Origin of the sequence: Erwinia sp. E_sp_B01_1 (assembly GCF_036865545.1) — a bacterium.
Lineage (GTDB): Bacteria > Pseudomonadota > Gammaproteobacteria > Enterobacterales > Enterobacteriaceae > Erwinia.
The window spans coordinates 3106050-3127513 of the sequence record NZ_CP142208.1 but is presented as its reverse complement, the minus strand read 5'-3'; the positions used below and the strand labels follow the sequence as shown (position 1 = coordinate 3127513).

The window sequence follows — 21464 nt, the reverse complement described above, 5'->3', positions numbered from 1 at the left end:
TTACATCTCCAGGAAGTTTTTCAACAACTGCGCACCAGCCGCACCGGAACGCTCCGGGTGGAACTGCACGCCGAAGAAATTCTCTTTCTGCACGGCAGCCGTAAAGGCTTCGCCATAACTGCACTGTGCAATGGTGTATTCATTCACCGGCATCGCATAGCCGTGCACGAAGTAGAAGTACGAACCATCAGGAATGCCACGGAACAGGTGATTGCCAGCCTGGGCGGTGATCTGATTCCAGCCCATATGGGGCAAAGGCAGGCCGACATCCGTCATCTTCTGTACCGGATATTCCACAATGCCCAGCGTTTTGATCCCGCCGCTTTCATCGCTCTCCGATCCCAGTAACTGCATACCCAGGCAGATCCCCAGCACGGGCTGGGTGCAGGCTTTGATCAGTTCGATCAGTTCGCGTTCACGCAGTTGATCCATCGCCGCCTGTGCGGTTCCCACCCCTGGCAGCAGCAGCTTGTCTGCCTGCAATACCGTATCAGCATCGCGGCTCACCACCGGCTCGTAACCCAGGCGTTGTATCGCCCATTTTACCGAAGAGAGGTTGGCACAGCCCGTATCCAGGATGACCACGTTCATTACAGCACTCCTTTTGAGCTGGGCAGGGTATTGCCCTCAACGCGGATTGCCTGGCGCAGCGTACGGCCAAAGGCTTTGAACAGGCTCTCAACGCGGTGATGGTCGTTTTTGCCTTTGGTTTTCAGATGCAGCGTACTGGCCATGGTGTAAGAGAGCGAACTGAAGAAGTGCTCGACCATTTCAGTGCTCAGATCGCCCACGCGCTGATAGCTGAACTCGGCTTTGTATTCGAGGTGCGGACGGCCAGAGATATCCAGCGCGCAGCGCGCCAGGCATTCGTCCATCGGCAGCACAAAGCCAAACCGGCCAATGCCGCGTTTGTCGCCCAGCGCTTTCAGCAGCGCTTCGCCCAGTGCCAGACCGGTATCTTCCACGGTGTGGTGATCGTCAATGTAGAGATCGCCTTTGACCTCGATGTTCATGCGGAAACCGCCGTGCGTGGCGATCTGATCCAGCATATGATCGAAGAAGCCGACGCCGGTATTGAATTTGCTGTTGCCTTCACGATCCAGCCAGACTTCAACGCTGACCTGGGTCTCTTTGGTATTGCGCTGAACCAGAGCATGGCGATCGCGTTTAGTGAGCTGCTGCTCAATAGCCTGCCAGGTCAGACCGTTCTGCGCATAGTGCAGACCGGTAATCCCCATGTTGTTAGCCAGCACCACATCTGTTGTGCGGTCACCAATGACATAGCTGTTCGCCACGTCCAGTGCGCCATCGGCCAGCCAGGCTTCAACCATTTTGGTTTTCGGTTTACGGCAGTCGCAGTTATCGGCAGGCAGATGGGGGCAGATCAGCACATCATCAAACTGCACGCCCTGAGAAGTCAGGATCTGCATCATCAGATTATGCGGGCCATCAAACTCAGCCTGCGGGAAACTGTCGGTACCCAGGCCATCCTGGTTGGTGATCATCACCAGCTTATAGCCCGCCCGTTGCAGGGAGAGCAGCGCAGGGATGACATCCGGCTCGAACGCCAGCTTGTCCATACGGTCCACCTGAAAATCTTCCGGTGGCTCAGAGATAATCGTACCGTCACGATCGATAAAAAGGACTTTCTGGCTCATGCTTGCTCCCTGGGGTCGGACGCGCCGGGTAAGTTTTTCAGCGCGGAGATTACGCGGTCACACTCTTCACGGGTGCCGACAGAGATGCGCAGGCATCCTGACAGCCCCGGCTGTTTGTTCTGGTCACGCAGAATAATGCCCCGATCCCACAGCGTTTTAAAGACCTGGCTGGAGGCGGTAAAGCGGGCAAGAACATAGTTAGTCTCGCTGGGGAAAACCTGCTCCACACAGGCAGCGTCCTGCAAAGCGGCAACCAGCATAGCGCGGGTGGCGACCAGTTCGCTGACGTGCTGCTTCATCAGAGCCACACCTTGTTCGCTCAAGGCCTGGGCGGCGATGTCTGCAACCGGCGTGGAGAGCGGATAGGGAGCAATCACTTTCATCAGCAGCGCGATAACTTCGGCGTTCGCCAGCGTAAAGCCACAGCGTAAACCGGCCAGCGCAAAAGCTTTGGAGAGCGTACGCAGGATCACCAGGTGAGGATACTCTTTCAGCCAGCCGGTCAGTGTCGCCTGTGGGCAAAACTCAATATAGGCCTCATCGGCAACCACCAGCGCTTTATCGCGGGTCATCTCCAGCAGCTGGCGGATGTCATCCGGGTTGACGATATTGCCGGTAGGGTTGTTCGGGCTACAAACGTACACCACCTTCACGCCGTCTAACTGGTCGGCAATCGCCGGCAGATTCAACTGCCAGTCATCCCGTGCTTCCACCGTGCGGGTTTCCACACCGATGGTTTCGGCGCTGACGCTGTACATACCGTAAGTCGGCGGACAGAACAGCACTGCGTCCTGGCCCGGTTCGCAGAAAGCACGGATCAGCAGTTCAATGCCTTCGTCGGCCCCGCGTGAGACCAGCACCTGATCTTTCTCCAGACCGGCATAAGCCGCATAGCGTTCAATCACCAGCGCTGGCTGACACTCTGGATAGCGGTTAAGCGTGTTCTGGCTCAGCTCAAAAGGCACCGGCAGGGGATATTCGTTGGCATTCAGCCAGACGTCACCGTTTCCCCCAGGCGGCGCGCAGACTGGTACGGCGTCAGGGCGCGGACATTGGCGCGGGCCAGCTCTTCAATCCTGTTGCTCATGACTTCTCCTTCAGCGCAGCGACGCGCAAAGTAACGGCATTTTTATGGGCGGTGAGCTGTTCTGCAGCGGCCAGAATTTCGATAGTGGGCGCCAGATTCAAAAAGCCCTGCGGCGTCAGCTCCTGCACGGTCATGCGCTTCTGGAAATCGGCCAGGCCCAGGCTTGAGCAGGTGGCCGTGTAGCCATAAGTAGGCAGAACATGGTTGGTGCCGGAAGCGTAATCACCGGCTGATTCTGGCGACCAGTCTCCGAGGAACACCGAGCCTGCGCTGGTGATGCTGTCGACCAGATCGCGGGCCTGGCGGGTCTGAATAATCAGATGCTCAGGGCCGTAACGGTTGCTGATCTCCACGCACTGTTGCAGATCCTTCGCCACTATCAGTCGGCTGCTTTCCAGTGCTTTCCGGGCTGTTTCAGCCCGTGGCAGGGCTGCAAGCTGAGTTTCCACAGCTTCCGCCACCGCATTAGCCATTTCCAGCGACGGCGTCAGTAAAATGACCTGAGAATCCGGGCCGTGTTCGGCTTGAGAAAGCAGATCGGAGGCGACAAAAGCGGGCGTGGCTTCTGCATCCGCAATCACCAGCACTTCTGATGGTCCGGCAGGCATATCAATTCCCGCACCATCCAGACGCTGGCTGATCTGGCGTTTGGCTTCGGTTACATAAGCATTACCCGGACCAAAAATTTTGTCGACCTTAGGCACTGAATCGGTGCCTAGTCCCATAGCGGCAATGGCCTGCGCGCCCCCAACCTGAAAGACTTCCTGCACGCCACACAGCTTAGCCGCATAAAGAATTTCATCGGCAATCGGCGGTGGTGAGCAGAGGATCACACGCTGGCAACCGGCTATGCGGGCCGGAGTGGCCAGCATCAGCACGGTTGAGAACAGCGGGGCAGAGCCACCAGGGATATACAAACCTACAGAAGCCACCGGACGGGTGATCTGCTGGCAGCGTACGCCTGGCTGCGTCTCGATATCCACCACGGGCAACTGCTGCGCCACATGGAAGGTTTCGATATTGGCCACGGCCACGGCCATCGCCTGTTTGATCTCCTCACCCAGACGGGCCGAAGCCGCATCAATCTGTTCAGCGGTGACACGCAACGCATCCACCTGCGTCTTGTCAAACATGGCGCTGTAAAAACGCAGCGCCTGATCGCCTTCGGCCTTCACTTTATCCAGAATACCGCGCACGGTGAGACTGATATTTTCTGAGGCAGAGATGGCCGGACGGGTCAGCAAATTTTGTTGCTGTTCTTCGCCGCAGGTCTGCCAGTCGATTGGGGTCGCGAAGTTCATCGGTTACTCCATCATCTTCTCAATAGGCAGCACAAGAATGGAGCTGGCGCCCAGCGCTTTCAGCTTTTCCATTGTTTCCCAGAACAGCGTTTCGCTGCTGACCATGTGCATCGCCACGCGGCTCTTGTCACCGGCCAGCGGCAGAACGGTCGGGCGCTCTGCGCCAGGCAGCAGAGAGATGATGTCTTCCAGGCGCTCGCTCGGCGCGTGCAGCATAATGTACTTGGATTCACGAGCCTGAATCACACCCTGAATACGGGTCATCAGTTTGTCGATCAGCTCCTGCTTGGCTCCCGGCATTTCGCCATCGCGCTGGATCAGGCAGGCTTTGGAACGGTAGATAACCTCAACTTCACGCAGGCCGTTGGCTTCCAGCGTGGCGCCTGTGGAGACCAGGTCGCAAATTGCATCGGCCAGACCGGCACGCGGGGCAACCTCTACAGAACCGTTGAGCAGGCAGGATTTGAACGCCACGCCCTGCTTGTCGAGATACTTCTTCAGCAGGTGAGGGTAAGAGGTGGCGATACGGGAGTTTTGTAAACACTGTGGACCGGTGTACTCATCATCTACCGGCATAGCCAGGGAGAGACGGCAGCCGCCGAAATCCAGACGGCGCAGGGTGAAGTAGCGCGGATCTTCGCCCTGAGCACGGCGGGTCAGCAGCTCTTCTTCCAGCACGTTCTCGCCAATGATCCCAAGGTCGACCACGCCATCCATCACCAGGCCGGGGATATCGTCATCACGAACGCGCAGGATATCAATCGGCATGTTCTCGGCGAAGGCGATCAAACGCTGCTGTTGCAGATTAATTTTGATGCCGCAGCGGGCGAGTAATTCGCGTGATTCATCGCTTAAACGGCCTGATTTCTGCATAGCTATGCGTAAACGGGAGTTATCTAACATCGGTACCTTTCCTCTTTTCCTGTCTGCGTCGACTTGAGTTAATTAGCAGTTCGTTCAGTTTGTCCCGGATTACGCCCATAAAAAAAGCCCCCGGAAGGCGATCTTCCGGGGGCTTCTCTTGCGTTCTGCACCACTGGAAGATCCTGAATGTCTTCCAGCACACATCGCCTGAAAGACTAGTCAGGGTGATGGTGATGATGGTGGTTAAACTGAACGCTGCTCATAAAATTTTCCTGGATGAATGAATATTCATTTCGTGACAAATAACCTAACGCAGGTGACGCGCCAGGCGCAACCCTTTTTTGTCAATAATGTAAGATTCTCTCATCAACTCACCATTGTCACTAACATCAGGCTGGCGTAATTTGAGGGGATTGAACAAGCCTCTTCACGGGAGTCAGAGGATGAAAAAAGTAGCCATTGTAGGACTGGGCTGGCTGGGTATGCCGCTGGGGCTGTCGCTGACCGCCCAGGGCTGGCAGGTCACCGGCAGTAAAACCACCCTGGACGGCGTTGAAGCGGCGCGGATGTGCGGTATTGAAGCTTATCAGCTTGAGCTGACGCCTGACCTGATTTGCGACGCGGATGACCTGGAAGCCTTGCTCAGCGTGGATGCACTGGTCATTACCTTGCCCGCGAGCAGAACGGCGCAGGGGGGCGAAAATTATCTGCTGGCGGTGCAGCAGATAGTCGACAGTGCGCTGGCTCGTGCTGTGCCGAGGATTATTTTCACCAGCTCCACCTCCGTGTATGGCCGGGGCGCCGGGGTAATGAAGGAGAGTTCGCCGCTGGAACCGGAAACTGTAGCCGGTAAGACCCTGAAAGAGTTAGAAGAGTGGCTGCACCACCTGCCTGGCACTTCTGTGGATATTCTGCGGCTCTCCGGGCTGGTGGGGCCGGAGCGACATCCGGGACGCTTCCTGGCAGGAAAAACAGATTTAACCGACGGGACTCACCGGGTCAACCTGGTGCATCTGGAGGATGTCACTGCCGCCATCTCTCTGCTGCTGAAAACGCCTAAAGGCGGGCACATTTATAACCTCAGCGCGCCGGAGCATCCTCCGCGCGAGACTTTTTATCCCGCCGTGGCGCATCAGCTGGGCCTGACGCCGCCAACCTTCCTGCGGGAAGAGGGCAGGGGCGAAGGGAAAGTTATTGATGGCAGTAAGATTTGCAGCGAACTGGGCTTTGAATACAGCTACCCCGATCCGGCCAGAATGCCTTTGCTGTGAATAAAGGCCTTACAGGCTGCTGATGAACCCCAAAGCGATGGGAGCATATGCCTTGAACAAAGCATCACGGGCCACGGACGGCCCGTGCTGAGCTGCCACGGATGGCGCTTTTTGCGTCTTTGTGAGAGGCATATGCTCCCTGAGCCTGCACATTGACAATAATCTCAAACGCCCAGCCTGTCTCGTAACGAATACCAGGCCGCGCCGATGGCGGTCAGCGGCACGCGAAAGCGGTGGCCGCCAGGGAAGGGCAGATGAGGCAGTTTAGCAAATGCATCAAAGCGCTGTGGCTTACCGCTCAGCGCTTCGCTCACCAGTTTTCCTGCCAGATGCGTAAAGGTCACACCATGCCCGCTGTCGCCCTGAATATAGAACACGCCGTTTTCCAGCCGGCCAATCTGCGGCATGCGGGAGAGCGTCAGCAGGAAATTACCGCTCCAGCTGTAGTCGAATTTTATCCCGGCAAGCTGCGGAAAAGTTTTCAGCATCTTTGGCCTGATCAGCGCCTCAATATCCTCCGGCTCGCGCGCGCCGTACACCACGCCACCGCCGTACAGCAGACGGTTATCAGCCGTCAGCCGGAAGTAATCCAGCAGGTAATTACAGTCCTCCACGCAGCGATTGTTGGGCAGTAACGTCAGGGCTTTGTCTGCCGACAGCGGCTCGGTAGTGACAATCTGAGAACCGCAGGGGATGCTCAGCCGGGTCAGGCGGGGTTCAAGATGCGGGGCGAGGTAGGCGTTTCCGGCGAAAATAACAAATTTTGCTGTTACCTGACCTTTAGCGGTTTTGATCTGATGGGGATTGCCATAAGTCACCGAGGTGACTTCCGACTCTTCATAAATACGCCCGCCATGACGACGAACAGCTTCGGCTTCGCCCAGCGCTAAATTCAACGGGTGGATGTGGCCACCACTCTGGTCCAGCAGGCCGCCGACATAACGATCGCTGGCAACTTCGCGGCGGATCCCGGTTTCATCCAGCAGCGTCAGTTCGCTGTTGCCATACTGCTGCCAGCGTTTGTGCTGCGCTTTTAAGTGTTGAAACTGGCGCTTATTAAGAGCAGCAAAAATGCCTCCCCGACGGTAATCACAGTCGATGGCATAACGGTCGATACGATCGCGGATCACTTCCGCGCCCTCAAACATCATGCTGCCAAGCAGTTGAGCGCTCTCCTTACCGTAGCGTTGTTCAATCACATCCACATCACGGCTGTAAGAGTTCACCACCTGACCGCCATTGCGCCCGCTGGCGCCAAATCCCACTTTAGCCGCCTCAAGCACCACCACATCGTAACCCGCTTCAGTGAGGTAAAGCGCGGAAGAAAGCCCGGTAAATCCGCCACCAATCACACAGACATCGCACTGAATACTGTCGTTAAGCTGCGGCCAGGGCTCATGAGGATTGGCCGTTGCGGCATAGTAACTCTTTACATGGTCCATAATGCCCTCCTTGTATAACGACACTGCCTAAAACGTGGCCGGGGTATGCGCACTGATTATCCGGCATGGCTGGGCAGAGGAATTGGTAAAGCTGTGCGGATGGCTGGTATTAATCACGTAGCTCTGGCCAGCCTGTAACTGATAACTTTGTCCGCTGATAGTCAGGGTAATTTGTCCCTCCAGCAGGGTGCCGGTCTCCTCCCCCTGATGACGGATTTTCTCACCCGTAGTGGCGCCTGGGGCATAGGTCTCCAGCAGCATGGCCAGGGTACGCGCCGGATTGCCGTTATGGATCAACTTCAGCGACACGCCCTGACTGCCGATATCAATCAGTTCATCGGCATCGATCACCACTTTAGGGGCTTCATCTGTGACAGTTTCCGAAAAAAACTCAGAAAGGGAGAGGCCGTAGACCTTTAACAGTTTTTGCAGCGTGCTGACGGCAGGGCTGACTTTGTCCTGTTCAATGGTGCTGATAGCACTGTGCGTCAGGCCGGAAAGTTCGGCGACGCGACGCTGAGACATGCCCATCTGCAGGCGGATTTCCGATAAACGTCGTCCGGGAGCGACTTCGCTCATAGCCTTTTGTCCTCGTGATAACGCAGGCATGCGTGAATAAACCCCTCAAACAGCAGGCGTGAAAAAGAGGACGTTTCACTTTGCCATTCAGGGTGCCATTGCACCGCCAGAGCAAAAGGATGGTCATGCAGGCTGACAGCTTCAATCAGGCCATCTCCGGCTCGCGCCTCGATACGAAGGGCAGGGCCCGGAGAGCGGATCCCCTGTTGATGCAGAGAGTTAACCCGAAATTTACCCGCTTCCGTCAGGCGCGAAAGCAATCCATCCGGCTCAACAAAAACGTAGTGTGCGGGCGCATATTGCAGCTCAAGCGCCAGCGCTTCATCTTCGCGGTGCTCCTGAAAGCTGGAAAGGATATGAAGTTGGCGATGCAGCGTCCCGCCGGTGGCGACGACCAGTTCCTGAAGTCCACGACAGATAGCCAGTAAAGGTATTCGCTTGGCGGTGGCCTGAGCGATCAGCGCAAAAGCCAGCTGGTCGCGGCCCGGATCGGCGTAAGCTTCCTTACCGGGTTCGCCATAGTGATGAGGCTCGATATTGCTGGGGCTACCCGTCAGTAAAAGGCCATCCAGCGGAGCCATAGCAATTTCTAATAGATCGGGAGAAGCCATTAAGCCGTGGGGTAAAGCCAGTGGCACGCCGCCAGCCTGAATCACCGCCTCAAGATATTTGTTATGCACCATCTGCGTGGGGTGGCCCCCTTTGTCAATCTGGCACATCACTACGCCAATCAATGGTTTGTTAAATATAATGCCCATCTTTCCCCTTACCCACCTGTTCAATATATCAACCGGAAAAGGCACCTGAGACGCATTTTTGTGCAATATATTTTCAATCTAGCAACCGACTGCACAATATTCAAACGGAATTGGTCGCAAAATAAACTTGAATGTAACATTTGCACACTTTTTGTGTTGGCGCTATGTTAGGAATGTGGCTGTTATTTTGAGCAACGCTCATCACTAACCGGACAAAGGCGGGCAGTATCATGACAAATATTGTCGAAGTAGAAGACTTCACGAGACACAGTGAAGAGAAACGAACCAGCGCGTTCCAGCATGAAGTGCACGCTTATCTGGAACGCCATCCTGAAACGCAATATGTCGACATCCTGCTTAACGATCTCAATGGTGTCTTTCGCGGTAAACGTATCCCCTTCGGCAGTCTGCTAAAACTCCAAAAAGGCTGTTATTTCCCCGCTTCAGTGTATGCAATGGACATCCTCGGCAATACCGTAGAAGAAGCGGGTTTAGGCCAGGCACTGGGAGAGCCTGACAACATTTGTTATCCCATAGAAGGAACCCTGATACCCTCAGCAGCAGACCCTCAACATCTGGCGCAGGTGCTTCTGACCATGCGCAATCAAGATGGTACTCCCTTTGACGTTGAACCCCGGAACGTACTCAATCACCTCTGGCAACAGTTGCGTAATCGAGGGCTGTTCCCTGTGGTAGCGGTAGAGCTGGAGTTCTATCTGGTCGATAAAAAGCGTGATGCAGAGGGCTATATTCAGCCACCGTGCGCGCCGGGCAGCGACGAGCGTAATATGCAAAGCCAGGTCTATTCGGTGGATAATCTCGATCGCTTCTCTGAGGTGCTGAGCGAGATTGACCGGCTGGCGAAACTGCAGGGCATCCCTGCCGACGGGGCGCTGGCTGAAGCTTCTCCGGGCCAGTTTGAGATCAATCTCCACCATACCCGTAACGTCCTCAGCGCCTGCGACCATGCCATCCAGCTCAAGCGTCTGGTGCGGCAGGTGGCGGAAAATCACGGCATGACCGCCACCTTTATGGCCAAGCCTTATGAAGAGTACGCCGGAAGCGGTATGCATGTGCATATCAGTATGCTGGATGCCGCAGACCACAACGCTTTTGCCTGCGATGATGGCAGCGATTCGCCGTTACTTAAGCGAACGCTGGCGGGCATGATCAACCTGATGCCGGCTTCCATGGCGCTGCTGGCGCCCAACGTGAATGCCTACCGCCGTTTTTTACCGGATGCCTTTGTGCCGCTCCAGGCATCGTGGGGACATAACAACCGCACGGTTGCCCTGCGTATTCCCTGTGGCGACATCGATAACCATCGCATTGAATACCGGGTTGCGGGCGCCGATGCGAATCCCTACCTGGTGATGTCAGCGATTCTTGCGGGAATGCTGCACGGTATGGATAACCAGCTGCCCTTGCCGCCTGCGGTAAAAGGTAACGGCCATGAAGCGGAGGGGAACCCGCTGCCCATCCGCCAGAGCGATGCTCTGTATGAGTTTGAGCAGAGTTATGCATTACAGAAACTCCTTGGCGAGCGGTTTGGCTTCGTCTGGCATAGCTGTAAACACCATGAGCTGATGCATTTCGAGCGCCTTATTACCGCTACAGAAATCGACTGGATGCTGAAAAACGCCTGAGGGAGGCCACAATGACGCAAACTAACCAGCAATGGCAGGCGAGACGTGAAGCTGCCGTCACGCCAGGCGTGGGCAGTTCACTCCAGGTTTATGTGCAGAAAGCACTGAACGCGGAACTCTGGGATGTGGAAGGCAAACGCTATATTGATTTTGCTTCCGGCATTGCCGTAGTTAACACCGGGCATAATCATCCGAAAGTGATCCAGGCGGTGGCCGCCCAGCTGGAGTGTTTCACCCATCCCTGTTTTCAGGTCACCCCTTACGGGGGGTACGTGGAGCTGGCGGAAAAACTCAACGCGCTGGTGCCCATTGCCGAACCCACACAAACCCTACTGATGTCTACCGGAGCAGAAGCGGTTGAAAATGCCATTAAAGTCGCGCGTATCGCCACTGGACGCAGCGCAATCATCGCTTTTCGTGGGGGTTTTCATGGGCGGACCTTGCTGGGAATGGCACTGACCGGCAAAGTCCAGCCCTATAAAAAAGGCTATGGTCCTTTCCCGGCAGGCATCTTTCATGCGCCTTATCCTTCAGACTATCTGGGGATCGGTGAAACGCAGTCGCTGGCTTCGCTACAGGGAATTTTTGCTGCAGATGTCTCACCGGATGATGTGGCCGCCATAATTATCGAGCCGGTGCAGGGAGAAGGGGGCTTTTATGCGGCGCCAGCCTCCTTCCTGCGCCAGTTGCGTAAAGTCTGTGATGAGCATGGCATTGTGCTGATTGCCGATGAGATTCAGAGTGGCTTTTGCCGCACGGGGAAAACGTTCGCCATTGAGCACAGTGGCGTTGAACCCGATCTGATCACTATGGCGAAGAGTCTGGCGGGGGGATTCCCGCTGTCGGCGCTGGTTGGACGTAAATCCCTGATGCAACGTGCCCAGGCTGGCGGCCTGGGGGGCACCTATGCCGGATCGCCCATTGGCATTGCCGCCGCGCTGGCCGTATTAGCGATTATCGAAGAAGAGCAGCTCAACGAAAAAGCCTGCCAGCAGGGAGAGTGGCTGAAAACGGCGCTGGCACAACTGGCCGAAGAGTTCGACTGCATTGGTGATATCCGCGGCACTGGAGCGATGGTGGCAATGGAGCTGGTGGAAGCACGCGATCGTACCCGACCCGACAAAGCGCTGACTCAGGCGCTGGTGCAGGAAGCGGGCCGCCAGGGGCTGGTTTTACTCTCCTGCGGCGTGCGGGCAAATGTGATCCGTTTCCTTATCCCATTGACCGCAAGCAAAGAAATTGTCACTGAAGGCCTTAACCTCTTGTCTTCCTCCCTCGGTTTGGTGCAAAATATGCGCCCTGCAAAATGAGAGAACTAACCGTCGCTAACGCGCCGGTTATTTTTTTGCAGCAAACACATTCGCATTTAAGAGGCCGGTCCAGAACCGGATAGATACACGCTTTTAGCACGCACGGACGTGCTATGTTGAGGATTACAACGATGGGGCAACACTTTATCACTCCAGTGCACGCGGGTATTCGCCAGCGTGATGACTACGGCGCCACTGCGGGTAATACCCTCACGCCTGCCTGCCTGTCCTTTACTACCCCCAAAAAGAAAAACGTTCGCATCATGCGAAGTTTCCCTGTGGTTCAACCCAGATCGGTTGACGCTATGGGGAGGCTGAATCATGTCGCATAATCCTCAAGTTGCTCGTCCGCATCTGAAAAAATCGCTGACACTTCTGCCTGTGGTCATGATGGGCCTGGCTTATATGCAGCCAATGACCCTGTTTGATACCTTTGGCATTGTCTCTGGCCTGACCGATGGTCACGTAGCTACAGCTTATGCCTTTGCATTGGTCGCGATCCTGTTTACAGCGCTGAGTTATGGCAAGCTGGTCCGTCGCTTCCCCTCTGCGGGTTCGGCCTATACCTATGCTCAGAAAGCCATCAGCCCGCACGTAGGCTTTATGGTTGGCTGGTCATCACTGCTGGACTACCTGTTCATGCCGATGATCAACATTCTGCTGGCAAAAATTTATTTTGAAGCTTTGGTGCCGGGCATCCCTTCCTGGATCTTTGTCGTTCTGCTGGTCGGGTTTATGACCCTCTCCAACCTGAAAGGCATTAAAACCGTGGCTAACTTCAACAGCGTGATCGTCGTGCTGCAGGTTGCAGTGATGGTGGTGATCATGGGGATGGTGGTGTATGGCGTGGCGCACGGCGAAGGTGCCGGTACCCTGGTCAGCAGCAAGCCATTCTGGTCTGAGAATGCTCACGTAGTGCCGATGATAACCGGTGCGACGATCCTCTGCTTCTCGTTCCTCGGCTTCGATGGCATCAGCTCGCTGTCGGAAGAGACCAAAGACGCTGAACGCGTTATTCCTAAAGCAATCTTCCTGACGGCGCTGATCGGCGGGGTGATTTTTGTGGTGGTTTCTTACTTCCTGCAGCTTTACTTCCCGGACATCTCACGCTTTAAAGATCCGGATGCATCACAGCCAGAAATCATGCTTTACGTGGCGGGCAAAGCCTTCCAGTTTGGCATTCTGATCTTCTCCTGTGTGACCGTACTGGCATCAGGAATGGCAGCGCACGCTGGCGTTTCCCGTCTGATGTATGTGATGGGCCGTGATGGCGTGTTCCCGGAGCGTTTCTTCGGCTACATCCATCCGAAGTGGCGTACCCCGGCACTGAACGTGGTGCTGGTGGGCGTGATTGCGCTCTCCTCTATTACCATGGATCTGGTTACCGCTACTGCGTTGATTAACTTCGGCGCGCTGGTGGCCTTTACCTTCGTGAACCTGTCGGTTATCTCGCAGTTCTGGATCCGTGAAGGGCGTAACAAGTCGCTTAAAGACAACATCAACTTCCTGCTGTTGCCGCTGTGTGGCGCGCTGACCGTGGGAGCCTTGTGGATCAACCTGGAAGAGAGTTCGATGATTCTGGGTCTGGTCTGGGGAACAATTGGTCTGATCTATCTGGCCTTTGTAACCCGTAGCTTCCGCAATCCGGTTCCGCAGTGTACTGAAGAACCGATGTAATGCCGCTGGCTGCAAAAGAAAAGGGCGCTCCGGCGCCCTTTTTTGATCTCAGGAAACCAGCTCGCGAGCGTAATCGAACAGTGCCTTCAGCTGATTCATTTTCGCCTGGTCCCCTTCATACTGATTGAACAGCATCTCCAGCTCCTGCACATAGCTCTGTACCCGTTCAGGGTTCAGAACGTCGCGACGGTGTTGCAGCCAGCGCTTCTGCTCTACTTCGTCCAGCGTGCCAGGGAAGTTGCGGGCACGATAGCGGAACAGTAACTTCTCAATACGGGCATCGTTGTAGGTCAGCCCCAGGGCCGGTAAATTCTCAGGAATGGTCTGCTGAATAATGTTCATAGCATTGCGGTCAGCATCGCTGAAAAAGCCATCATAGAGCTGAGCATCAACGTCGTCGGAACCGGCAAAAGGTTCGGCTTCGGCAAACACCGCCACCACTTTCTCCCGCACTTCCGGATGCTGACGCAGCAGAGCCAGATTATCCAGGCAGCGCTGACGGTCGATTCCCAGACGTTCGGCATCTTCCGGACGAAGCGTACTGGCAGGCGCAACCACCGGGCACTTGTTGATGTGCATTAATTTCACCGGCACTGGCGCGTTATCACCCAGTTCATCGCGACGGGTATAAAGACGTTCACGCAGGGTATCCGCATCCAGCTCAAGCAGGGGAGAGATATCACCGGCTAAATCACAGGTAATCACGGCATTCTTGTTTACCGGATGCCACGCCAGCGGTGCAATCCAGCTGGTATTACCCCGCAGCGCGCCGAACATGCCGGAGATATGCACCAGCGGTTTCATCTGGGGAATATCAATCAGCGTGGTGATTTTCTGTTTGTTGCGATGGCTGAACAGGAAGTCATACAGCCGTGGCTGCTTCTCTTTCACCAGTTTTGCCATCGCGATGGTGGCATAAACGTCAGACATCGCATCGTGAGCATTTTCATGCGAGACGCCGTTGGCCCTGGTCAGATGCTCCAGGCGGAAGCTCGGCAAGCCGTCATCATTCTCTGGCCACTCAATCCCCTCTGGCCGCAGGGCATAACAGGCCCGCATCACATCCAGCAAATCCCAGCGGCTGTTGCCGTTTTGCCAGCTCCAGCCGTAAGGATCGTAGAAATTGCGGTACAGCAAATTGCGCGTGACCTCATCATCAAACCGCACATTGTTGTAACCCACCACGCAGGTATTGGGTTCGCTAAACAACGCGTGGATACGCTTAATAAAAGCCGTTTCACTGACCCCCTTCGCCTGAGCAAGCTGAGGCGTAATCCCGGTGATCATTACCGCTTCCGGCTGGGGCAGATAGTCATCCGCCAGCTTGCAGTAGAACACTTCCGGTTCGCCAATAATGTTGAAATCCATATCAGTACGAATCCCGGCAAACTGCGCGGGCCGGTCCAGCGAAGGACTCTTCCCAAAGGTTTCGTAGTCATGGAACAGGAAGGTGGGTTGCGGCTTGTTATCTTTCACTGGCGATTTTATCCACGGCTGAGTTAGCTGTCTGGAGGGAAACACATGTGACTATGGTAAACCATTATGAGGGAGGGATGAAGTTTGTGATTGGGGCAGGCGATGTGCTTACCCCGGATGAAAATATTCTGTAAAGCGTTTAACCGGTTTTGCTGCCATCAACCCATAGATTTACTAACGGCCACAGGCGCCAGAACCCGTTTCCCAATCAGCACCCCAGGTTTCTCCACAAAGCGATACAGCAGCGAAGCGAGGGCATAGGTCACCGGGATACTCACCACGCATACCGTGGCAAAGCGGACCAAATCGCTCTTAGCGCCCAGGCCTGTATGCGTTAGCAGCAAAGCGATAGCCGGAATGACGATCAGCAGGTGCAGCAGATAGACTGAGAACGACACGTCACCCAGCCAGGTGCTGAAGCGATTGTTCAGTACCTTACGCGGTAGCGCGATCAAACCCGCCATCAGGCTGCCTTCGGCGTACTGCCACAGGATCGCGGCCATCCCCAAAATCATCAGCACTTCCATCGCGATTTGCAGCGGGATGGCTTCGAGCCCAATCACAACGCTGGCTACCGGTCCCAGCAGGGCAAAGGCGATATAAAGCAGGGATTTTTTCCTGACCGCTTCGGCCAGTAACATGCCTGACAGGAAGATGTTCAGCTTGATCAGGATCATTGAAGGCATTTCAAAGGCTTCATAGTAATCCGCCAGCACATAACGTCCCACACAGCACAACGCCATGATACCAATCAGCGAAGCGGCATAGCCGAAACGCATTGTTATCAGCATGATGAACGGGAACAGCAGATAGAACTGCATCTCCAGCCCGATACTCCAGTCTGGTAATACCGTGTTGAATCCAAACTCAGGCAGCACACCAAACAGGAAGCTGAAGTGGGTCAGGATATTTGCCAGTGAATGGTCGGTATAGCGTGAGGATTCAGTTGCCGTGCCGGAATAGAAGTGGGCGATGGTATCGCGCATCTCACCGAACCAGGGGCCATAAAACAGCGCGATGATCAGTAGCAGGTAGTACAAAGGCGCAATACGGAAGAAGCGACGTATCCAGAACTTCTTAACGGTTGTGGCACTTTCCCACGGCTCCTTGTGCTGGCGCTCAATGTAGTTTTTCGCCATGAGGTAACCGGAAAGTAATATAAAGAGATCCACACCTATACCCGGTGAAGAGAGCAGGGGAATGTGGCAGTGGATCAGTAAGCTGATATGGCCGAGCAGTACCCAAAGCGAAGCGAGTCCTCGTAATCCTTCCAGTTCCGTAGACCAACCTCTTGTGGCTGACATAATCAAACTTCCTCCATACGTAAATTTTTGTCAGCCAAGACTAAAGCACTAAACAGGGGGAACAAGGTTTAGAGTTCCTAAAGTAAAATTTTCAGGATTATTCTTTACCTGTCCGGCTCTGTTTCACAGCAAAACAGGCAAAACCCTGCCTGGCTAATCAGCTGAAAATTAATATTTTCTTGCAATTTAGTCACGCACATCATCGCCGGATCCCGTACAACAGGCAGGTTTTTTTTCACAGCAGATTATTGAGGGTGTTCCGTTGAAGAAGCGTCAGCTTGCAAGTATTAGTGTGGTTTTGGCTTTTGCCTCCGTGGCGCAGGCCGATGAGAATCCGATGGCCTTTCCGATGACGGCACCTGCTATTGATGCCGCGTCATGGGTATTGATGGATGCCACCACCGGCCAGGTGCTGACTCAGGGCAATGCCGATGAGCGTCGCAACCCTGCCAGCCTTACCAAGCTGATGACCGGCTATGTGGTTGACCGTGCGATTGATGCAAAGCGCATCACGCGCGATGACATGGTAACCATTGGGCAGGATGCATGGGGAGCGGGTAACCCGGTATTTAAAGGCTCTTCGCTGATGTTCCTTAAGCCGGGTGAGAAAGTTTCCGTGCGGGATTTGAGCCGTGGCGTGATTATCGATTCCGGTAATGATGCCTGCGTGGCGCTGGCCGACTATGTGGCCGGGAGCCAGTCTGCTTTTGTCGAACAGATGAACCAGTACGTACAGAAACTCAACCTGACCAATACCCATTTTGAAACCGTCCACGGCCTTGATGCGCCGGGTCAGTACACTACGGCAGGCGATCTGGCGAAGTTGTCCCGCGCTATCATTTCCGGCGAGCCAGATTTTTATCAGATGTACAGTGAGAAATCCCTGACCTGGAACGGTATTACCCAGCAGAATCGTAACGGTTTGTTATGGGACAAGACTTTACATGTGGACGGGCTGAAAACGGGCCATACTGAAAGTGCCGGTTTTAACATTATCGCCTCCAGCGTGGACGGGCAGCGTCGCCTGATTGCCGTAGTCATGGGCGGTAAAAGTACTAAAGGGCGTGAAGAACAGGCTCGCAAACTGCTGACCTGGGGTCAGAACAATTTCGATACCGTGCAGCTCTTCCATGCCGGAAAAGAGATCGGTCATGAAAATGTCTGGTATGGCAATCCTCACCAGGTCTCCGTTGGCAGCGACAAAGACGTTTATCTCTCACTGCCGCGTGAGGAAGTGAAAAAGATTAAAGCGAAATATGTCATTGATCGTAAAAGCCTGGAAGCCCCGCTCAGGCAGCATGAACAGGTGGGATCTATCCAGCTGATCGACGGTGATAAGGAGCTTGCTTCTTATCCGCTGGTTGCCCTGCAGGATGTCAACGAGGCCGGTTTTGTCACCCGTATTGGCGATTACCTGAAGCAGAAATTTTAAGCGGGACCGGCCAGGCGCTTTTGCAGGCGATCTCGCAAAACTGAATTAAGGCTTTTTAACTTCTCGATCTCTCAATCTGATGACTCTATGTTTTTATCGGGTCATCACCAAAAGGAGTATGCAGATGAATGTTGAAGTAGAGCAGCGCGAGGCCAGCAAGGTCGCCGGTTTTCATCTTGTCGGTCCGTTTGAAAAGACCGCCCCGGAAGGCTTTGATAAATTATCCGCCTGGACTGATAAGCACCAGCTGATGGGGCCGTGGATGAGCGTTTATCACGGCAACCCGCGTGAGATGCCTGAAGACGAGCTGGAAATTGATACGGTTATCGGTGTGCCGACAGATTTTGAACTGCCCGATGACAGCGAAGGCGTGTTAATTTCTGAAATCCCTGCCGGAACCTATGCCATGGTAAGGGTCCACGTCACTGACGGTGATTTCACCAAACCCTGGTATCAGTTTTATGATGAGTGGCTACCTGATAGCGGTCATGTACCGGCAGAGGGGCCAGCTTTCGATCACTATCTGAATGACGGCTCGGAAAGCGGCGAGTGGGATATTGAACTCTATATCCCGGTCGATAAGCGTGAATAACGCTCCGCGAGACAAGTTTCTCTGAGAAGGGAAATCTCCCTCTCCGCTGCAGGAGAGGGAGAACATTCAGGCTGAACTACTTCCTTAACTCCTCTTTCAACTCTTTTATCTCTCCGGCGCTGATGGGTGATGCCGCATTGCCCCAACTGTTGCGGATATAAGTAATGACATCGGCCATATCATCCTCACTTAATGTGCCTGCAAAAGAGGGCATCGCCGGTGCCGTTGGCCGGGTATCCGTATCCACGCCACGACTCCCGGCCACCACCACATGGATCAGCGAGGTGGCGTTCGGTGCATTGACCAGCGGATTGTTAGCCAGCTGTGGGAAGATATTCTTACCGCCCTGGCCCTGAGGCGCATGGCAGGCTGAACATTTGGCTTCATAAATAAGGGCACCGGTTTTCATCCTGCTGTCGTCGGCAGCCAGCGGAGCAGGCTTGTCATCGCCCTGCCTGGCGGTGGCTTTCAGATAGGTGGCCACCGCTTTAAGATCCGCATCACGCCAGTACTGGGTTGAGTTCTTCACCGCATCAGCCATCGGCCCGGAGGCAATGTCATAGCGGTTAACGCCGGTGCGCAGATAGCTGACAACATCTTCCTGCGTCCATTTCCCAAGTCCGGTGTGTTCATCACTGGTGAGATTAGGCGCCCACCAGCCTTCAACCACCGCCCCGGTGATAAACTTGCTGCTTTCGTCGCCGCCCAGCATATTTTTAGGCGTATGACAGGTGCCACAGTGGCCCAGCCCCTCCACCAGATAGGCACCCCGGTTCCATTCCGCCGATTTACTCATATCCGGCCTGAATTCGCCTTTATCAAAGTTCATCCAGTTCCAGACAATCAGGCTGGTGCGGATATTGAACGGGAAGGGCAGCTGGTTAGACTCTATCTGCTGATGAACAGGCTGCAGGCTTTGCAGATAGGCCCAGAGATCGGCATTGTCCTGACGGGAAACTTTGGTATAGGCGGTAAAAGGCATGGCGCCATAGAGACGCTTACCGCCGTGGCCAACACCTTCTGACATGGCGCGCTGGAAATCGTCAAAACTCCAGTTACCAATGCCGGTATCACGGTCTGGGGTGATATTCGCCCCTACCAGAGCCCCGAAAGGCGTATTCAGCTGAACGCCACCGGCAAAAGGCTTAGCCGGATTGGCTGTATGGCAGGCCGTACAGTCACCGAGGATGGCCACATAACGCCCCCGTTCGATCTGATCGTATTCCGGCTGGGCCGACGCCTCAGAGATGCCGAGCACGGCGAGGGAGAGTGCAGCGAGTACGAAGAGCGTGCGCTTTTTCATGCGGTAATCATCTCCCCTGGACGTTTCAGGTAGTACTGGCGGATATCGTGTGCCGCTTTAAAAGCCAGCGCGCCGACGGTACCGGTAGGGTTGTAGCCAGGATTCTGCGGGAAGGCTGAAGCGCCCACCACAAACAGATTAGGCACATCCCAGACCTGCAAATGCTTGTTCACCGAACTGTTGGAAGGATCGGCACCCATCACAAAGCCGCCGCAGACGTGAGAAGACTGGTAGGGCACGCTGTTCCAGTGGCCGCTGGTAGGTTTGGAAACGATTTCGCGCGGGTTCATGCTTTTGGCTATTTCCGCCACTTTGCCGGTGCAGTACTGCGCCATACGCAGATCGTTCTCCGGGAAGTCGAAAGTAATTCGCAGCAACGGACGACCGTGGGGATCTTTATAATTAGGATCCAGCGACAGATAGTTGGTGCGTTGCGTGTAGCTGCTGGCTTCGCAGCCGATAGACATAGTGCTGAGGTAATTTTTCACCACCGCCTGCTTCCACTTCGAGCCCCACTTGGGCGTGCCAGGCGGAACCGGACGGCTGTTGATTGGCGCGGCACCGATTGGCGTCACGCGGATGCTGCCGCCGCCAAAGAAGCCCAGCCCGCTGTGGTCAAAGTTATCGTTGTTGAAATCATCAATCCCCATGCCCACCGCACCGGCACCGATAAACGGATTAAAGTTCTTGTCGTCAAAGAACAGCGTCACGCCGTTGGCGGTCTGATAGGCGTAGTTGCGGCCAGTGGTGCCCGAATTGGTTACCGGGTCGTAAGCCTTACCGATGTTGGAAAGCAGCATCAGGCGCACGTTCTCAAAGGTATAAGCCGCCACGATCACCAGATCGGCAGGCTGTTCCCATTCGTCCCCGCTGGAATCGATGTAAGTCACGCCGGTCGCTTTCTTCCCTGTGGAGTCGGTCAGCACCTGCAACACTTCACAGCTGGTCTGGGCGGTGAAATTCGGTTTGCGCATCAGGGCGGGCAGCACGGTAGTAATAGCGCTGGCTTTCGAATAGTTAGCGCAACCATAGTTGGTGCAGAAACCGCAGAAGGTGCAGGGGCCCATGGTCACGCCGTAAGGATTGGTGTAAGCCTCGGAGACCAGTGAGGAGGGCACGGGGAAGGCGTTGTAACCCATATTACGGGCCGCTTCGGCAAACAGCGTCGGGCCATAAGGCTGCTTAAGCGGTGGAGTAGGGTATTCACCAGAGCGGGTTCCCTCAAACTGATTGCCGCCTTGCTGCTTCACGCCATTCAGCACGCCCGCTTTACCGGAGGTTCCGGCCACGCGTTCGAACTGCATGTAGTGTTGCTCAATTTCATTCCAGTCCATGCCCCAGTCCTGTAAAGAGAGGTCGGGGGAAACAGCACTGGCACCGTAACGTTCGGTCAGATGGCTGCGTAAGCGAAACTCTTCCGGCTGAAAACGGAAAGTGATACCCGCCCAGTGATTGCCCGCGCCACCTGTGCCGTTACCGGGGTGAAAAGAACCCCAGCTGCGCATGGGTAGTGCGGTTTGCGATGGATTATTACGCATGGTGCAGGTGTTCTGTCGGGTGCGCAGCATCAGCTCTTCGCGCTGAACGTAACGCAGCTCGTCGGTCACGGTTGCCACGTTGAAGTCACGGGCGGTATCGCGCCACGGGCCACGCTCAATGCCGATCACGCTCAGCCCCTCATCCGCCAGCTCATTGGCGATGATCGCACCGGCCCAGCCCAGGCCAATCACCACCACGTCGGTTTTTGGAAGTTTCTTCGCCATA

Annotated in this window: 19 protein-coding genes, 1 pseudogene and 1 other annotated feature; of the genes and pseudogenes, 7 read left to right on the top strand and 13 right to left on the bottom strand. The window is 55.1% G+C overall.

Annotated elements, in window-relative coordinates:
* The 6 genes and pseudogenes from hisH to hisL form a co-directional block, all read right to left on the bottom strand.
* Window positions 1-591, bottom strand: coding sequence for an imidazole glycerol phosphate synthase subunit HisH (gene hisH, locus VRC33_RS14825; protein ID WP_338557085.1), 591 nt, complete (start codon window positions 589-591; stop codon window positions 1-3).
* The gene (hisB, locus tag VRC33_RS14820; protein WP_338557083.1) at window positions 591-1658 is read right to left on the bottom strand and encodes a bifunctional histidinol-phosphatase/imidazoleglycerol-phosphate dehydratase HisB; all 1068 of its coding nucleotides are present in this window, start codon (window positions 1656-1658) and stop codon (window positions 591-593) included. Before hisB ends, hisH begins: the two co-directional genes overlap by 1 nt.
* Window positions 1655-2745 (bottom strand): annotated as a pseudogene (hisC, locus tag VRC33_RS14815) (histidinol-phosphate transaminase). Before hisC ends, hisB begins: the two are co-directional and overlap by 4 nt.
* Window positions 2742-4046, bottom strand: coding sequence for a histidinol dehydrogenase (gene hisD / locus VRC33_RS14810; RefSeq protein WP_338557081.1), 1305 nt, complete (start codon window positions 4044-4046; stop codon window positions 2742-2744). Before hisD ends, hisC begins: the two are co-directional and overlap by 4 nt.
* A gap of 3 nt (window positions 4047-4049) precedes the next feature.
* A complete protein-coding gene (gene hisG / locus VRC33_RS14805; RefSeq protein WP_338557079.1) occupies window positions 4050-4949 on the bottom strand; it encodes an ATP phosphoribosyltransferase in 900 nt (299 codons plus the stop codon).
* Between the two features lie 79 nt (window positions 4950-5028).
* Window positions 5029-5150, bottom strand: a sequence feature (His leader region).
* The gene (hisL, locus tag VRC33_RS14800; protein WP_338564306.1) at window positions 5126-5173 is read right to left on the bottom strand and encodes a his operon leader peptide; all 48 of its coding nucleotides are present in this window, start codon (window positions 5171-5173) and stop codon (window positions 5126-5128) included. Its footprint overlaps the feature before it by 25 nt.
* Before the next feature lie 180 nt (window positions 5174-5353).
* Here hisL and VRC33_RS14795 point away from each other — a divergent pair, with 180 nt between their 5' ends.
* Window positions 5354-6181, top strand: a complete 828-nt coding sequence (locus VRC33_RS14795) for an SDR family oxidoreductase (protein ID WP_338557077.1) — start codon at window positions 5354-5356, stop codon at window positions 6179-6181.
* Between the two features lie 164 nt (window positions 6182-6345).
* On the opposite strand, the gene VRC33_RS14790 is transcribed toward VRC33_RS14795, so the two are convergent.
* The 3 genes from VRC33_RS14790 to puuD are packed head-to-tail and all read right to left on the bottom strand — an operon-like array spanning window position 6346 to window position 8960.
* Window positions 6346-7623 (bottom strand): FAD-binding oxidoreductase, encoded by a 1278-nt coding sequence (locus tag VRC33_RS14790; protein WP_338557075.1) that lies wholly within the window; start codon window positions 7621-7623, stop codon window positions 6346-6348.
* A gap of 27 nt (window positions 7624-7650) precedes the next feature.
* The gene (gene puuR, locus VRC33_RS14785; RefSeq protein ID WP_338557073.1) at window positions 7651-8202 is read right to left on the bottom strand and encodes an HTH-type transcriptional regulator PuuR; all 552 of its coding nucleotides are present in this window, start codon (window positions 8200-8202) and stop codon (window positions 7651-7653) included.
* Window positions 8199-8960, bottom strand: a complete 762-nt coding sequence (gene puuD, locus VRC33_RS14780; protein WP_338557071.1) for a gamma-glutamyl-gamma-aminobutyrate hydrolase — start codon at window positions 8958-8960, stop codon at window positions 8199-8201. Before puuD ends, puuR begins: the two co-directional genes overlap by 4 nt.
* Before the next feature lie 227 nt (window positions 8961-9187).
* Between puuD and VRC33_RS14775 the strand changes: the two genes are divergently transcribed.
* The 4 genes from VRC33_RS14775 to VRC33_RS14760 all read left to right on the top strand — a co-directional run bounded on the left by VRC33_RS14775 (window position 9188) and on the right by VRC33_RS14760 (window position 13593).
* The gene (locus VRC33_RS14775) at window positions 9188-10606 is read left to right on the top strand and encodes a glutamine synthetase family protein (protein WP_338564305.1); all 1419 of its coding nucleotides are present in this window, start codon (window positions 9188-9190) and stop codon (window positions 10604-10606) included.
* An 11-nt stretch (window positions 10607-10617) separates the two neighbouring features.
* Complete coding sequence (gene gabT, locus VRC33_RS14770; RefSeq protein ID WP_338557069.1) at window positions 10618-11916, top strand: 4-aminobutyrate--2-oxoglutarate transaminase; 1299 nt, start codon at window positions 10618-10620, stop codon at window positions 11914-11916.
* Between the two features lie 113 nt (window positions 11917-12029).
* On the top strand, window positions 12030-12248 hold the full coding sequence (locus VRC33_RS14765; protein ID WP_338557068.1) for a hypothetical protein: 219 nt from the start codon (window positions 12030-12032) through the stop codon (window positions 12246-12248).
* A complete protein-coding gene (locus VRC33_RS14760) occupies window positions 12238-13593 on the top strand; it encodes an APC family permease (RefSeq protein WP_338557066.1) in 1356 nt (451 codons plus the stop codon). Before VRC33_RS14765 ends, VRC33_RS14760 begins: the two co-directional genes overlap by 11 nt.
* Before the next feature lie 48 nt (window positions 13594-13641).
* Here the strand turns inward: VRC33_RS14760 and sbcB are convergent, their stop codons facing one another.
* Both sbcB and VRC33_RS14750 read right to left on the bottom strand, forming a co-directional pair.
* Window positions 13642-15069 (bottom strand): exodeoxyribonuclease I, encoded by a 1428-nt coding sequence (gene sbcB / locus VRC33_RS14755; RefSeq protein ID WP_338557064.1) that lies wholly within the window; start codon window positions 15067-15069, stop codon window positions 13642-13644.
* Between the two features lie 158 nt (window positions 15070-15227).
* Window positions 15228-16373 carry an acyltransferase gene (locus VRC33_RS14750; protein ID WP_338557062.1) on the bottom strand — a complete coding sequence of 382 codons (1146 nt, stop codon included), beginning with the start codon at window positions 16371-16373 and terminating at the stop codon, window positions 15228-15230.
* A gap of 262 nt (window positions 16374-16635) precedes the next feature.
* Between VRC33_RS14750 and dacD the strand changes: the two genes are divergently transcribed.
* Together dacD and sbmC are read left to right on the top strand one after the other, a co-directional pair.
* Complete coding sequence (gene dacD / locus VRC33_RS14745; RefSeq protein ID WP_338557060.1) at window positions 16636-17805, top strand: serine-type D-Ala-D-Ala carboxypeptidase DacD; 1170 nt, start codon at window positions 16636-16638, stop codon at window positions 17803-17805.
* 124 nt (window positions 17806-17929) lie between these two features.
* Entirely contained in the window at window positions 17930-18397 is a 468-nt protein-coding gene (gene sbmC / locus VRC33_RS14740) for a DNA gyrase inhibitor SbmC (protein ID WP_338557058.1), read from the top strand.
* Between the two features lie 76 nt (window positions 18398-18473).
* Here sbmC and VRC33_RS14735 read toward each other — a convergent pair whose 3' ends face one another.
* Window positions 18474-19700: a cytochrome c gene (locus tag VRC33_RS14735; protein WP_338557056.1), complete on the bottom strand. Its 1227-nt coding sequence runs from the start codon at window positions 19698-19700 to the stop codon at window positions 18474-18476.
* Window positions 19697-21463 carry a GMC family oxidoreductase gene (locus VRC33_RS14730; RefSeq protein WP_338557054.1) on the bottom strand — a complete coding sequence of 589 codons (1767 nt, stop codon included), beginning with the start codon at window positions 21461-21463 and terminating at the stop codon, window positions 19697-19699. The genes VRC33_RS14735 and VRC33_RS14730 overlap by 4 nt, the downstream gene beginning before the upstream one ends.
* Window position 21464: the final 1 nt, after the last annotated feature.

Bases quoted from the DNA above. Each gene is read 5' to 3' on its own strand.
- hisB (WP_338557083.1), bottom strand. From the start codon at position 1,658: ATGAGCCAGAAAGTCCTTTTTATCGATCGTGACGGTACGATTATCTCT.
- VRC33_RS14750 (WP_338557062.1), bottom strand. From the start codon at position 16,373: ATGTCAGCCACAAGAGGTTGGTCTACGGAACTGGAAGGATTACGAGGA.
- VRC33_RS14795 (WP_338557077.1), top strand. From the start codon at position 5,354: ATGAAAAAAGTAGCCATTGTAGGACTGGGCTGGCTGGGTATGCCGCTG.
- VRC33_RS14735 (WP_338557056.1), bottom strand. From the start codon at position 19,700: ATGAAAAAGCGCACGCTCTTCGTACTCGCTGCACTCTCCCTCGCCGTG.
- puuD (WP_338557071.1), bottom strand. From the start codon at position 8,960: ATGGGCATTATATTTAACAAACCATTGATTGGCGTAGTGATGTGCCAG.
- hisG (WP_338557079.1), bottom strand. From the start codon at position 4,949: ATGTTAGATAACTCCCGTTTACGCATAGCTATGCAGAAATCAGGCCGT.
- gabT (WP_338557069.1), top strand. From the start codon at position 10,618: ATGACGCAAACTAACCAGCAATGGCAGGCGAGACGTGAAGCTGCCGTC.
- VRC33_RS14790 (WP_338557075.1), bottom strand. From the start codon at position 7,623: ATGGACCATGTAAAGAGTTACTATGCCGCAACGGCCAATCCTCATGAG.
- VRC33_RS14760 (WP_338557066.1), top strand. From the start codon at position 12,238: ATGTCGCATAATCCTCAAGTTGCTCGTCCGCATCTGAAAAAATCGCTG.
- VRC33_RS14730 (WP_338557054.1), bottom strand. From the start codon at position 21,463: ATGGCGAAGAAACTTCCAAAAACCGACGTGGTGGTGATTGGCCTGGGC.
- VRC33_RS14765 (WP_338557068.1), top strand. From the start codon at position 12,030: ATGTTGAGGATTACAACGATGGGGCAACACTTTATCACTCCAGTGCAC.
- puuR (WP_338557073.1), bottom strand. From the start codon at position 8,202: ATGAGCGAAGTCGCTCCCGGACGACGTTTATCGGAAATCCGCCTGCAG.
- hisH (WP_338557085.1), bottom strand. From the start codon at position 591: ATGAACGTGGTCATCCTGGATACGGGCTGTGCCAACCTCTCTTCGGTA.
- sbmC (WP_338557058.1), top strand. From the start codon at position 17,930: ATGAATGTTGAAGTAGAGCAGCGCGAGGCCAGCAAGGTCGCCGGTTTT.
- hisD (WP_338557081.1), bottom strand. From the start codon at position 4,046: ATGAACTTCGCGACCCCAATCGACTGGCAGACCTGCGGCGAAGAACAG.